This is a genomic window from Pseudomonas sp. SDO55104_S430 (genome assembly GCF_054070595.1).
Map to the genome: position 1 here is coordinate 1 of NZ_JBSVXG010000172.1, position 12,719 is coordinate 12,719.

The 12,719-nt window shown below is 60.9% G+C and carries 9 protein-coding genes and 1 pseudogene; 3 read left to right on the forward strand and 7 right to left on the reverse strand.

Annotated elements, in window-relative coordinates; genetic code table 11:
- Together ACW9JE_RS23075 and leuC are read right to left on the reverse strand one after the other, a co-directional pair.
- A pseudogene (locus ACW9JE_RS23075) lies at positions 1–240 on the reverse strand (3-isopropylmalate dehydratase small subunit); the annotation flags it as partial.
- A gap of 10 nt (positions 241–250) precedes the next feature.
- Entirely contained in the window at positions 251–1,669 is a 1,419-nt protein-coding gene (gene leuC, locus ACW9JE_RS23080) for a 3-isopropylmalate dehydratase large subunit (RefSeq protein WP_224541290.1), read from the reverse strand.
- Positions 1,670–1,816: 147 nt separating this feature from the next.
- Here leuC and ACW9JE_RS23085 point away from each other — a divergent pair, with 147 nt between their 5' ends.
- The 3 genes from ACW9JE_RS23085 to ACW9JE_RS23095 all read left to right on the forward strand — a co-directional run bounded on the left by ACW9JE_RS23085 (position 1,817) and on the right by ACW9JE_RS23095 (position 8,700).
- Positions 1,817–2,707: a LysR family transcriptional regulator gene (locus ACW9JE_RS23085; RefSeq protein WP_457434050.1), complete on the forward strand. Its 891-nt coding sequence runs from the start codon at positions 1,817–1,819 to the stop codon at positions 2,705–2,707.
- 65 nt (positions 2,708–2,772) lie between these two features.
- Positions 2,773–6,051, forward strand: a complete 3,279-nt coding sequence (locus ACW9JE_RS23090) for a PAS domain S-box protein (protein ID WP_224541286.1) — start codon at positions 2,773–2,775, stop codon at positions 6,049–6,051.
- Between the two features lie 372 nt (positions 6,052–6,423).
- The gene (locus ACW9JE_RS23095) at positions 6,424–8,700 is read left to right on the forward strand and encodes a nitric-oxide reductase large subunit (RefSeq protein ID WP_457434051.1); all 2,277 of its coding nucleotides are present in this window, start codon (positions 6,424–6,426) and stop codon (positions 8,698–8,700) included.
- A gap of 50 nt (positions 8,701–8,750) precedes the next feature.
- On the opposite strand, the gene ACW9JE_RS23100 is transcribed toward ACW9JE_RS23095, so the two are convergent.
- The 5 genes from ACW9JE_RS23100 to ACW9JE_RS23120 form a co-directional block, all read right to left on the reverse strand.
- The gene (locus tag ACW9JE_RS23100) at positions 8,751–9,197 is read right to left on the reverse strand and encodes an Hsp20 family protein (RefSeq protein WP_457434052.1); all 447 of its coding nucleotides are present in this window, start codon (positions 9,195–9,197) and stop codon (positions 8,751–8,753) included.
- Between the two features lie 120 nt (positions 9,198–9,317).
- Complete coding sequence (locus ACW9JE_RS23105) at positions 9,318–10,277, reverse strand: tRNA dihydrouridine synthase (protein WP_457434053.1); 960 nt, start codon at positions 10,275–10,277, stop codon at positions 9,318–9,320.
- A gap of 315 nt (positions 10,278–10,592) precedes the next feature.
- Positions 10,593–11,030: an acyl-CoA thioesterase gene (locus tag ACW9JE_RS23110; protein ID WP_457434054.1), complete on the reverse strand. Its 438-nt coding sequence runs from the start codon at positions 11,028–11,030 to the stop codon at positions 10,593–10,595.
- 48 nt (positions 11,031–11,078) lie between these two features.
- Positions 11,079–11,912, reverse strand: coding sequence for an alpha/beta fold hydrolase (locus ACW9JE_RS23115; protein WP_457434055.1), 834 nt, complete (start codon positions 11,910–11,912; stop codon positions 11,079–11,081).
- A gap of 28 nt (positions 11,913–11,940) precedes the next feature.
- Positions 11,941–12,480, reverse strand: coding sequence for a TetR/AcrR family transcriptional regulator (locus ACW9JE_RS23120; protein WP_224535550.1), 540 nt, complete (start codon positions 12,478–12,480; stop codon positions 11,941–11,943).
- Between the last annotated feature and the right edge of the window lie 239 nt (positions 12,481–12,719).

Here is a 12,719-nt window from a genome sequence, read left to right on the forward strand (position 1 = left end):
CAACACGCTGGCGCCCTGATAACGCTCGGCATTGAGGACGAAGTCCTTGTTCAGCCGGCGCTTGGAGTTGTCCTGGTAAGGCTGGCCCACGTCCAGGTAACGCCATTCGTCGAACAGGTTCGGGCCGAAACCGGTGCGCTTGATCGATTTCAGGAATTGCTTCGGGATGATCTGGTCGGTGTCGACGTTGGCACGATCCAGAGGCGCGACAAGTCCAGTGTGCTGGGTAAAAGCTTTCATGCTGCGCTCCTCAGATCAAATCGCGGACGTCGATGAAACGACCGTTCACTGCCGCGGCGGCGGCCATGGCCGGGCTGACGAGGTGGGTACGACCACCGGCGCCCTGACGGCCTTCGAAGTTACGGTTGGACGTCGAGGCGCAATGCTCGCCGGACTCCAAACGGTCCGGGTTCATCGCCAGGCACATCGAGCAACCCGGCTCACGCCATTCGAAACCGGCTTCGAGGAAAATCTTGTCCAGGCCTTCGGATTCCGCCTGAGCCTTCACCAGACCCGAGCCCGGCACGACGATGGCCTGCTTGATGGTCGAGGCCACTTTGCGGCCCTTGGCGATGACTGCGGCAGCGCGCAGGTCTTCGATCCGCGAGTTGGTGCAGGAACCGATGAATACGCGGTCCAACTGAATGTCGGTGATCGCCTGATTGGCGCTCAAACCCATGTACTTCAAGGCGCGCTCGATGGAACCGCGCTTGACCAGATCGGTTTCCTTGGCAGGATCCGGCACGTTCTGATCCACAGCCAGGACCATCTCTGGCGAAGTGCCCCAGCTGACCTGCGGCTTGATCTGGGTCGCGTCGAGCTCAACCACGGTATCGAACACCGCATCGGCGTCGGAAACCAGATCTTTCCAGGCTTCAACCGCCAAATCCCACTCCGCACCTTTCGGCGCGAACGGACGGCCTTTCACGTATTCCACGGTTTTTTCGTCAGCCGCCACCAGACCCACGCGAGCGCCGGCCTCGATGGACATGTTGCAGATGGTCATGCGGCCTTCGACGGACAGGTCGCGAATCGCGCTGCCGGCGAATTCGATGGCATGGCCGTTACCGCCGGCGGTGCCGATCTTGCCGATCACGGCCAGGACAATGTCCTTGGCGGTCACGCCGAACGGCAATTTGCCTTCGACGGACACCAGCATGTTCTTCATTTTCTTGGCGACCAGGCACTGAGTGGCGAGCACGTGCTCGACCTCGGAAGTGCCAATACCGTGAGCCAGGGCGCCGAATGCGCCATGGGTCGAAGTGTGGGAGTCGCCGCAGACCACGGTCATGCCCGGCAAGGTCGCGCCCTGCTCAGGGCCGATGACGTGGACGATGCCCTGGCGGACGTCGTTCATCTTGAATTCGACGATGCCGTATTCATCGCAGTTGTCGTCGAGGGTCTGGACCTGCAGGCGCGAGACCTGGTCGGCAATGGCTTCGATGCCGCCCTTGCGCTCCGGAGTGGTCGGAACGTTGTGGTCCGGGGTCGCGATGTTGGCATCGATGCGCCATGGCTTGCGCCCGGCCAGACGCAGGCCTTCAAAGGCTTGCGGCGAAGTCACTTCGTGAATGATGTGACGATCGATGTAGATCAATGCAGAGCCATCGTCGCGCTGCTTGACCAAATGCGAATCCCAGAGCTTGTCGTAGAGCGTTTTGCCGGCCATCAGACGGTTTCCTCATCAGCTTGTTTCTATGCCCTGGGTCTTGAGAGATTCAATAACCCTTTGGCTTGTGAGGCTGATCCTATGGGGTTAGATTAAATAACTCAAATTCATATTTTTTATGCTTTGGATAACCAACTGGAATGCGATATGGACCTGGCCAACCTCAATGCCTTTATTGCCATCGCCGAGACGGGAAGCTTCTCCGGCGCCGGTGAACGCCTGCACCTGACCCAACCGGCGATCAGCAAGCGCATCGCCGGGCTGGAGCAGCAATTGAAGGTGCGCCTGTTCGACAGGCTGGGCCGTGAAGTGGGCCTGACCGAGGCCGGCCGCGCCCTGCTGCCCCGGGCCTACCAGATCCTCAACGTCCTTGATGATACGCGCCGTGCGCTGACCAACCTCACCGGCGAGGTGACCGGTCGTCTGACCCTGGCCACCAGTCACCACATTGGCCTGCATCGGCTGCCTCCTTTATTAAGGGAGTTCACTCGGCGTTATCCCGAGGTGGCTCTGGATATCCAGTTCCTGGATTCGGAAGTGGCCTATGAAGAGATCCTGCACGGCCGCGCCGAGCTGGCGGTGATCACCCTCGCGCCAGAGCCACACGCGCTGGTCGCGGCCACGCCGGTGTGGGACGACCCGCTGGATTTCGTGGTCGCCCCGGAGCATTCGCTGCTCAACAACGGTGCGATCAGCCTGTCGGACATCGCCGGGCATCCGGCGGTGTTTCCCGGCGGCAACACTTTTACCCATCACATTGTCCAGCGCCTGTTCGAGGCCCAGGGCCTGACGCCTAACATCGCCATGAGCACCAACTACCTGGAAACCATCAAGATGATGGTGTCCATCGGCCTTGCCTGGAGTGTCCTGCCGCGGACCATGCTCGATGATCAAGTGGCACGCGTACCTTTGCCGGGCATACAGCTCTCGCGCCAGCTAGGCTATATCCTGCACACGGAACGGACGCTGTCGAACGCTGCACGGGCCTTCATGGCCTTGCTGGATGCTCAGATCGATCTGCCAGGGACTCAAGGCTAACTTGTGCTACTCCTATAGAGCCGCGAAATCCTGTACAAACGCCCACTTCAGTACAAGGCTTGCCAATGCCGAAATCTGTTGACCGTATTCCGCCCATGCCGCGCATCCAGGCACTCGACCCCAAACGCTCCGAGCAGAGCTGGGAAAGTGCCCCGCAACTGCTGGCTGCCCTGAACGGCGCACGTTTGGGCGCGTGGTATTGGGATATCGAGCGCGGTCAGATCAGTTGGTCACGGGGTACGCAGGCACTGTTCGGTTTCGACCCACGCCAGCCGTTGCCTGCGGATCTGGAATACCTCGATTTGCTGCCCCCCGAAGACCGGGCCAAAACCGTTCGTGCCTTCCACGCAGTGATCGCCGGCGCGCCGCTGGAACAGGCAATGCATCACCGCATCCGCTGGCCCGACGGCAGCCTGCACTGGCTGGAAATCAACGGCAGCCTGCTGCCGGACAAGAACGGCCGACCCCGAATGATCGGGGTGATTCGTGAAATCACCCACCAGCGCCAGCGCGAACAGGCGCTGAGCAGCTCGGAAAAGCGTTTCGCCACGCTGTTTCACCTGTGTCCGAACATGGTCCTGCTGACCCGCCAGGACGACGGTCTGATCACCGAAGCCAACCAGTACTTCGAAAGCCTGTTCGGCTGGCCGGTTCAGGAGGCCATCGGTCGTACCACCCTGGAACTGGGCCTGTGGGTGCACCCCGAACAGCGCGCGGCACTGGTCACGGCCACCAAGGCCAAGGGCGATCTGATCAGCATGGAAGTGCAATTGCGCGCCAGCAACGGGCAGATTCACGACGGCATCCTCAGTGCGCAAAATGTTGAACTCGAAGGCCAGCCCTATCTGCTGAGTACTTTTCTCGACACCACTGAACGCAAGGCCGCCGAACAGGCCCTCAAAGACAGCCAGGAACGCCTCGACCTGGCTCTGGATTCGGCGCAACTGGGCACCTGGGACTGGCACATTCCCAGCGGCATGCTCTACGGCTCGGCTCGCGCGGCGCAATTGCACGGGCTGGAAGCCAAACCTTTCCATGAATCGTTCGAAGAGTTCTTCGAAGGTGTGCCCGGCAACGAACGCGACACCATGCGCGACGCCTACCGCAGCCTGCGCGAAGGCCCGGCGGGCAACTACCAGCTGACCTATCGCGTGCAACTGCCCGATGGCAGCATCCGCTATCTGGAAAGCCGCGCCCGGCTGTACCGCGATGAAAACGGCCTGCCGCTGCGCATGGCCGGCACCCTGCTCGATATCACCGACCAGGTAGAGCGCGAGCAACGTCTGGTGGCGTCCGAAGAAAAGTTCGCCACCCTGTTCCAGGTCAGCCCGGACCCGATCTGCGTGACGCGCCAGGACACCGGCCAGTTCATCGAAATCAACTCCAGCTTCACCCAGACTTTCGGCTGGACCACCTACGACGTGATCGGCCGCAACGCGGACGAGATCGGCCTGTGGGACGCCTCGGCGAAAAGCCTGCAACGCATCGAACAGGTGATTCGCGAACAGGCGCTGAACAACGTGGCGATCATCGTCCAACACAAGGACGGACATTTGCTGACCTGCGTGATTTCCAGCCGGCAGATCAGCGTCGGCGACCAGCCATGCGTCGTCACCACCCTGCGCGACATCACCCAGCAGCAACGTTCGGAAGCGGCGCTCAAGGCCAGTGAGGAGAAGTTCGCCAAGGCATTCCACTCCAGCCCTGACGCCATCACCATCACCGAACGCGACACCGGGCGCTATCTGGAGGTCAACGACGGCTTCTGCCGCCTGACCGGCTACCGCGCCGACGAGGTGATCGGGCGCACGGTGTATCAAGTGGGGATCTGGGCCGAGGAGAAACAGCGTTCGGCGCTGCTGGCGGAATTGCAGATCAAGGGCCGGGTTCATCACCTGGAAATGCTGGGGCGTAACAAGCGCGGCGATCTCCTGACGGTGGAAGTCTCGGTAGAGCCGATCACCCTCAATGAAACCGCGTGCCTGTTGCTGACAGCCCGGGATGTCAGCCTGCTGAAGAACGCCGAGGCGCAGATTCGCCATCTGGCCTATCACGACCCGCTGACCAACCTGCCCAACCGTGCGCTGCTGATGGATCGCCTGAGCCAGCAGATCGCCCTGCTCAAGCGCCACAATTTGCGCGGCGCGCTGATGTTCCTCGACCTGGACCACTTCAAGCACATCAACGACTCCCTCGGTCATCCGGTGGGCGATACGGTGCTGAAGATCATCACCGCGCGCCTGGAAGCCAGCGTGCGCATGGAAGACACCGTCGCGCGCCTTGGTGGTGACGAATTCGTGGTGCTGCTCAGCGGGCTGGAAGGTTCGCGCAACGATGTCAGCCTCCAGGTTCTGGAATTGGCCGACACCTTGCGCGAATTGCTGTCCGAACCGATGTTCCTCGACGGTCAGCGCCTGCAGGTGACGCCGAGTATCGGCATCGCGTTGATTCCCGATCACGGCTCCACGCCGACTGATTTACTCAAGCGCGCCGACATTGCGCTGTATCGGGCCAAAGACTCGGGACGCAACACCGCGCAGATGTACCACAACACCATGCAAAAGGCCGCGAGCGAGCGGCTGCGCATGGAGACCGACCTGCGCCTGGCGCTGTCACGGGGCGAGTTTCGCGTGCATTACCAACCGCAACTCGATGCCCGGCAGAACCGTATCGTCGGGGCCGAGGCACTGGTGCGCTGGACACATCCGGAACTCGGCGCACAGTCGCCCACCGAGTTCATCAAGGTGCTGGAGGACAGCGGCTTGATCCTGGAGGTCGGCACCTGGATCGTCGATGAGGCCTGCCAGGCATTCAGGCACCTGATCGCCAACGGACTGGTGGACCCCCATGATTTCAGCCTGTGCGTGAACATCAGCCCTCGGCAGTTCCGCCAGAACGATTTCGTCGAGCACATAGAAGAAAGCCTGGCCCATTACGGTCTGCCCAGTTCGATGCTGAAGCTGGAAATTACTGAAGGCATCGTCATTCAGAATCTTGAAGACACCATCAGCAAGATGCGCCGCCTGAAGAAACTCGGGGTGAGTTTTGCGATGGATGACTTCGGGACTGGATATTCCTCTCTGACCTACCTCAAACGCCTGCCGGTGGACACGCTGAAGATCGACCAGTCGTTCATCCGTGACGCTACCACCGACCCCAACGACGCCGAAATCATCCGCGCCATCGTCGCCATGGCCCGCAGCCTGGAATTGAAGGTGATTGCCGAAGGCGTGGAAACGCCTGAGCAGCTGGAGTTTTTGCAGGGGCTGGGGTGTCATTTTTATCAGGGGTATCTGCATAGCCAGCCGTTGCCGGTCGAGGAATTCCAGAAGCTGTTGCAATAGCCCCGATACACCTCTCCCCCTGTAGGAGAGAGTTCACTCGCGATGCACTACAGAACACCGCGGGGAATCAGACTCCCCGCGTCATCGTTGACGTCCATCGCGAGCGTGCTCGCTCCTACAGAGTGCCCGGTTTTCATACCTGTGTATGAACTTGCTGACCCTCTGTACAAGTGACGCCACGCCAGCCGCGCCGTACATTGGCGCCACGCATTCGGCAGGCGGCCTTGCACTCCGCCCCGCCGAAGAATGATCGACGGCAGCCGATCATTCTCCTGTGCAACGCCCCGGCTCCTCTTCCCGATCACAGGGCCGGGTTTTCTGCGCCCGCATACTCGTTATGCGGGCGCTTTTTTTTTGATATTGAGGTGATCCATGGGTGAATACCGCAAGTTATGGTGGTCGCTGATTGGCGTCCTCGGCGTGACCTTCTGCCTGCTGGGCTGGTTCGGTCACGAAATCTATCGACAGGCCCCGCCGATCCCCGAGCAGGTGCAAAGCGCCGACGGCACCACCCTGTTCCGCTCCGCCGACATCCTCGACGGGCAAACCGTCTGGCAGAGTATCGGTGGCATGCAGCTGGGCTCCATCTGGGGCCACGGCGCCTACCAGGCTCCGGACTGGACCGCCGACTGGCTGCACCGCGAACTGCTCGCCTGGCTCGACCTGGCCGCACAGCAAAACTACGGCAAGTCATACCAGCAAATCGATGACGACCAGCAAGCCCTGCTTCGTCATCAGCTCAAGCGTGAATACCGCGGCAACAAGTCGGTCAACGGCACACTGGTACTCAGCGAGCGCCGCATCCAGGCCATCGCGCAAACCGCCGCCTATTACCACGCCCTGTTCGGCAACGACGCTTCGCTACACCACAGCCGCGAAAGCTTCGCCATGAAGGAAAACACCCTGCCCGACGCCACCCGGCGCCAGCAGCTGACGCAGTTTTTCTTCTGGACCGCCTGGGCGGCCGCCACCGAGCGTGACGGCCAGACGGCAACCTACACCAACAACTGGCCCCATGAACCGCTGATCGACAACCACCCGACCGCCGAAAACATGGTCTGGTCCATTATCAGCATTGTCGTGTTGCTGGCGGGGATCGGTTTCCTGGTCTGGGGCTGGGCGTTTCTGCGTAATCACGAAGAAGGCGAACCCAAGGCTCCCTCGCAGGACCCTCTGAGCCTGATCAGACTCACCCCTTCGCAAAAAGCCCTGGGCAAATACCTGCTGCTGGTCGGCGCGCTGTTCGGCTTCCAGGTACTGATGGGCGGCGTGACTGCGCACTACACGGTCGAAGGCCAGGACTTCTATGGCCTGCCCCTGTCGAAGTGGTTTCCCTATTCGCTGACCCGCACCTGGCATCTGCAGAGTGCGATGTTCTGGATCGCCACCGGCTTCCTCGCGGCGGGGTTGTTTCTCGCACCGTTTATCAACGGTGGCAAGGACCCGAAATGGCAGAAGCTGGGCGTGGACATTCTGTTCTGGGCCCTGGTGCTGGTGGTCGTCGGTTCCTATGCCGGCAACTTCCTCGCCATCGCGCAACTGATGCCCCACGAGTGGAGCTTCTGGCTCGGCCATCAGGGTTATGAGTACGTGGACCTGGGCCGTCTTTGGCAGATCGCCAAATTCGCCGGGATCGTGTTCTGGCTGGTCCTGATGCTGCGCGCGATGCTGCCCGCCCTGCGCCAGCCCGGCGACAAAAACCTGCTGGCGCTGCTGGCCTGCTCGGTGATTGCGATCGGCCTGTTCTACGGAGCCGGCCTGTTCTATGGCGAGCGCACCAACCTGTCGGTGATGGAGTACTGGCGCTGGTGGGTGGTGCATCTGTGGGTCGAAGGCTTCTTCGAGGTTTTCGCCACCACGGCGCTGGCGTTCATCTTCACCAGCATGGGCCTGGTGTCCAAGCGCCTGGCCACCACCGCGACCCTGGGTTCGGCTTCGCTGTTCATGCTCGGCGGTGTACCCGGCACCTTCCACCACATCTATTTCTCCGGCACCACCACACCGGTGATGGCGGTGGGCGCCACCTTCAGTGCCCTGGAAGTGGTGCCGCTGATTCTGCTGGGCTATGAAGCCTGGGAAAACTGGCGGCTCAAGGAACGTGCGGCGTGGATGGCGCGGATTCGCTGGCCATTGCAGTTCTTCATCGCCACCGCGTTCTGGAACATGCTTGGCGCCGGGGTCTTCGGCTTCCTGATCAACCCGCCGATTTCGCTGTATTACATCCAGGGCCTCAACACCACGCCGCTGCACGCCCACGCCGCGCTGTTCGGGGTGTATGGCTCGCTGGCACTGGGTTTCAGCCTCTTGATCCTGCGCTACCTGCGGCCGAACCTGCAGTTCAACGATCGCCTGATGAGCACCGGCTTCTGGTGGCTCAACGGCGGCCTGATGCTGATGATCGTCACCAGCCTGCTGCCGATCGGCATCCTGCAGTTCTACGCCAGCGCCAGCCAGGGCCTGTGGTATGCCCGCAGTGAGGAATTCATGCAGCAGGATTTGCTGCAAACTCTGCGCTGGGTGCGCACCTTCGGCGACATCGTGTTCCTGGTCGGCGCGTTTGCGGTGATCTGGCAAATCGCTGGCGGACTGCTGTTTTCGTCCCGTCATCCGCGTACGGTGGATGCACTGGACATCGGCGGACAACGCTAAATCACAGACACAAAAAAGGGCGCCATTGGCGCCCTTTTTTACTGTCCGGCTTAGTGTTGCAGCGCCGGCTTTTGCGCCCCGTTGATCGGGATGCGCTTGGCTTTCGCTTCTTCCGGGATCACACGCAACAGGTCGATGCTCAACAGGCCGTTGCTCAGGCCTGCGGCCTTGATTTCGATGTGGTCCGCCAGACGGAAGGACAGCTTGAAGGCTCGCTGGGCGATGCCTTGATGCAGGAAGGTCACGTCTTCGCTCGCATCACGCTTGCCGCCACTGATGGTCAGCACGCCCTTCTCCACTTGCAGTTCCAGGTCTTCTTCCTGGAAACCGGCTGCCGCCACGACGATGCGATATTGGTCGTCACCGTGCTTTTCGACGTTGTAGGGAGGATAGGTGCTGCCAGGTTCGTTGCGCAGGGCGGTTTCGAACAGGTCGTTGAAACGGTCGAAGCCCACCGAGGAACGGAACAGAGGCGCCAGGGAAAATGCAGTAGTCATGGTTCAAATCTCCTGAAAACAATCAGCAAGGTTTTTGTCGCCGCGACCCGAATTCGGCATCGCGTAACCCTTAGATAGGGACCGCTGATTGCATTTCAAGAGATTTTTTGCAGATTTTTTTCAGGCCGCTTGCGCTACCGGCAAACCGAGCAAACGCGAAACCTGATCCAGCTCGGTCTCGCGACGCAGGACGTTGAACAGCTCAACAGCCTCTGGATAATTGCGGGTCAGCATCGCCAGCCACTGCTTCAGACGGCCCGGCGCCTGACGCGGGGTCATCTGCGCCACGGCCTGCAACCAGAAGTCCTGGAGCAGTGGCAGCAGCTCGGCCCAGGTCATCTCGACCACCTCTTCACCGGCCCGCGCCGCGGCGATTTGCCGGGCCAGGTCCGGACGCGACACCAGGCCGCGACCGAGCATGATGTCTTCCACGCCGCTGATCTCACGGCAACGACGCCAGTCCTCGACGCTCCAGATATCGCCATTGGCGAACACCGGCACCTTGACCACGTCCTGCACCCGCGGAATCCACTCCCAATGCGCCGGCGGCTTATAGCCGTCGGTCTTGGTCCGCGCGTGAACCACAATGTGCTCCGCCCCACCTTCGGCCAGCGCCGTTGCGCAAACCAGCGAACCGTCCGGGCTGTCGAAACCCAGGCGCATCTTGGCCGTCACCGGAATATGAGCCGGCACGGCACGCCGGACGTGCTCGACAATCTGGTTCAATAACTCCGGCTCCTTGAGCAGCACCGCGCCGCCCCGGGACTTGTTCACCGTCTTGGCCGGGCAGCCGAAGTTGAGGTCAATCACCTCGGACCCCAGCTCACAAGCCAGCGCAGCGTTTTCCGCCAGGCATACCGGATCCGAACCGAGCAGTTGCACACGCAGCGGCACGCCGGAAGCGGTGCGGGCACCGTTCAGCAATTCAGGACCAAACTTGTGGAAATAGGCAGGCGTGAGCAACTGATCGTTGATCCGAATGAACTCGGTCACGCACCAATCGATACCGCCCACCCGGGTCAGCACGTCGCGCAGGATGTTGTCGACCAACCCCTCCATGGGTGCCAGAGCAATTTGCATGGAAAACACACTCAACGAAAAACGGCGGGCAGTTTACTGGTTTTCAGGGGGGAACGTGTAAAAGCAGTGCGCGAACCGTGTAGGAGCTGACGAGTGAAACGAGGCTGCGAGCTTTTGATCTTTTTAGAACAAGATCGTCGGTACATTCGCGAAATCAGGTTGCCTGTGAGGCCGCCTTCGCGAGCAAGCCCGCTCCCACAGTGGTTCTGTGTACATCAGTGAAATCAGGGCGTGTGTCAGGCCGCCATCGCTGGCAAGCCAGCTCCCACAGGTTCGGTGGTGGAAACAAAACCTGTGGACACAGCGGGGCATATATCAGGCCGGGAGTTGGAGCGCCGGGCCATAACCCTCGATGAATTCTGCGGGCATGCGCTTGGGCTTGCCGCTGGACAGCTCGATGCAGACGAAGGTGGTTTGCGCGCGCAACAAGGTCGTGTTGTCACTGGGACGCTTCAACTGGAAATGACGGGTCATCTTCAGGCGCTGGTCCCAATCGACAATCCAGGTCGCCATCTGCAACTCATCGCCCTCGTAGGCCGCCGCCAGATAGTCGATCTCGTGTCGCACCACCGCCATCGCCCGGTCCAGCCGGCGATATTCCACCAGATCCAGGCCGAGGCGCTGCGAGTGCCGCCAGGCGCAACGCTCGAGCCAGGTCACGTACACCGCGTTATTGGCGTGCCCCAGTCCATCGATGTCTTCGGCAGCCACTTGCAGATCAATGATGAACGGCGTTGCCCGATCCCAGCCCATGCCCCACTCCCGGTCAGATATTGTCGACCGGCGCAGTGTAACGGATGCTCAGGCCGATTGGCGCGATTGCAGGCTACGACCGGCCAGCAGTGATAACACGCCATCAATCACCCGAGGGTCGGCGAGCACCCGGTGATGACCACCCTCCTCCAGGCGCAGCAGGCGACTGTCGAACCAGGCTTCGTGGATCAACTGCGCTTCCTTGGCCGGGACATATTTGTCGTCATCGGCATGAACGATCAGGCCAGGCATGTCGAGTTGATAGTGCGAAACGTCCAGCGTGGCGGCACGCATGCCGACGTCTTTCTCGACCTGGCGAATGAAGGCCGAGCGGGCTTTCGGCGGCAGTCGCACATAACGGGCGAAACCGCGCAACACCCCAAGAATGCGCGCCGGAGCACCAATGGTGACCAGGGTTTCGGTGCGCAGGCCCAATTGCACCGCCAGCATGGCACTGGCGCCACCCATGGAGTGACCGATGACCGCTTGCAACGGCGGCAATTCGGCAGCGGCTTCGAGCATGGCACGGGCGAACAGCACGACATTCGCTTCGGTGCCCGGCGAGCGACCGTGTGCCGGGCCATCGAGGGCGACCACGGTGTAGCCGGCATCGACCAGGACGGTGATCAGGGTAGCGAATTGCGTTGGCCGACCTTCCCAGCCGTGCATCAGCAGCACTGTCGGGCCCTGCCCCCAGCGCAACGCAGAGAGGCCGAAACGCAAAGTGATTCGTTCGGATTTGGCCAGCAACGGCAATTCCCAGTCACTGGGTGGAAAATCCCGCGGCGTCATGAACGCCAGTCGCATTTTGCTTGCGACCAGTTTTGGAGCGAACCAGCCCAATGTGCCATTAACGCCACGAACCCACTTCAACGTGCTCATCGCTCTCTCCCAAGGCCTTGCCTTCAGGTCAACGCACCGCCGATTTGGCCGCGCGCAACAATCGATCGGATAAATCACCAGGCCCCAGCGCCCGTGCCAGCGCCAGGCCACCCACCATCAAGGCCATGTCGGCCAAAGCTTTTTCGATGTCTTCAGGGCTGTCCGCCAACTGCGCGATCATCATTTCCGTGTGCTCATTGAGTGCGGCACGGAAAGAATCCGGCAGGCGTCCGAGCTCGCCGATGGAGGCCGGGATCGGGCAGGCAGACTCGCTGGAATCACGGTGTTTGCGCGACAGATAGAACGCGGCGACCAAGGCGCGACGCTCTTCACCGGTCAACTCGGCATCCATGTCGGAAATCGAGTCGCGACGGCGTGCCAGCAAATGCTTGAACGCCTCCAGCATCATCGCGTCCTTGCTTTCGAAGTGCGCATAGAAGCCGCCGACAGTCAGGCCGGCCGCGCCCATCACTTCGCCCACGCTCGGTTCGGCCGGGCCGCGCTGGATCAGCGCTGCGCTGGCGGCCTTGAGAATGCGTTCTCGGGTTTGAGCTTTCTTGTCGTTCATCTTTGCCTCCAAATATTACGATTAGAATATTATTCTCATAATAATATTCTGCAAGTCATGAATGTGACCGCTGGTCTGAAGAACAGTTTGAGAGAAATGGGGGGATTTGGCCAAACGCCAGACAAACAAAAGGGCCATTCAATAATTGAATGACCCTTATAAAATCCCGCAGAGCGGGTAATCGTGGCGTCCCCTAGGGGACTCGAACCCCTGTTACCGCCGTGAAAGGGCGGTGTCCT

Coding starts and splice junctions, on each gene's coding strand:
- ACW9JE_RS23105 (WP_457434053.1), bottom strand. CDS start 10,277: ATGCAAATTGCTCTGGCACCCATGGAGGGGTTGGTCGACAACATCCTG.
- ACW9JE_RS23115 (WP_457434055.1), bottom strand. CDS start 11,912: ATGAGCACGTTGAAGTGGGTTCGTGGCGTTAATGGCACATTGGGCTGG.
- ACW9JE_RS23085 (WP_457434050.1), top strand. CDS start 1,817: ATGGACCTGGCCAACCTCAATGCCTTTATTGCCATCGCCGAGACGGGA.
- ACW9JE_RS23095 (WP_457434051.1), top strand. CDS start 6,424: ATGGGTGAATACCGCAAGTTATGGTGGTCGCTGATTGGCGTCCTCGGC.
- ACW9JE_RS23110 (WP_457434054.1), bottom strand. CDS start 11,030: ATGGGCTGGGATCGGGCAACGCCGTTCATCATTGATCTGCAAGTGGCT.
- ACW9JE_RS23120 (WP_224535550.1), bottom strand. CDS start 12,480: ATGAACGACAAGAAAGCTCAAACCCGAGAACGCATTCTCAAGGCCGCC.
- ACW9JE_RS23100 (WP_457434052.1), bottom strand. CDS start 9,197: ATGACTACTGCATTTTCCCTGGCGCCTCTGTTCCGTTCCTCGGTGGGC.
- leuC (WP_224541290.1), bottom strand. CDS start 1,669: ATGGCCGGCAAAACGCTCTACGACAAGCTCTGGGATTCGCATTTGGTC.
- ACW9JE_RS23090 (WP_224541286.1), top strand. CDS start 2,773: ATGCCGAAATCTGTTGACCGTATTCCGCCCATGCCGCGCATCCAGGCA.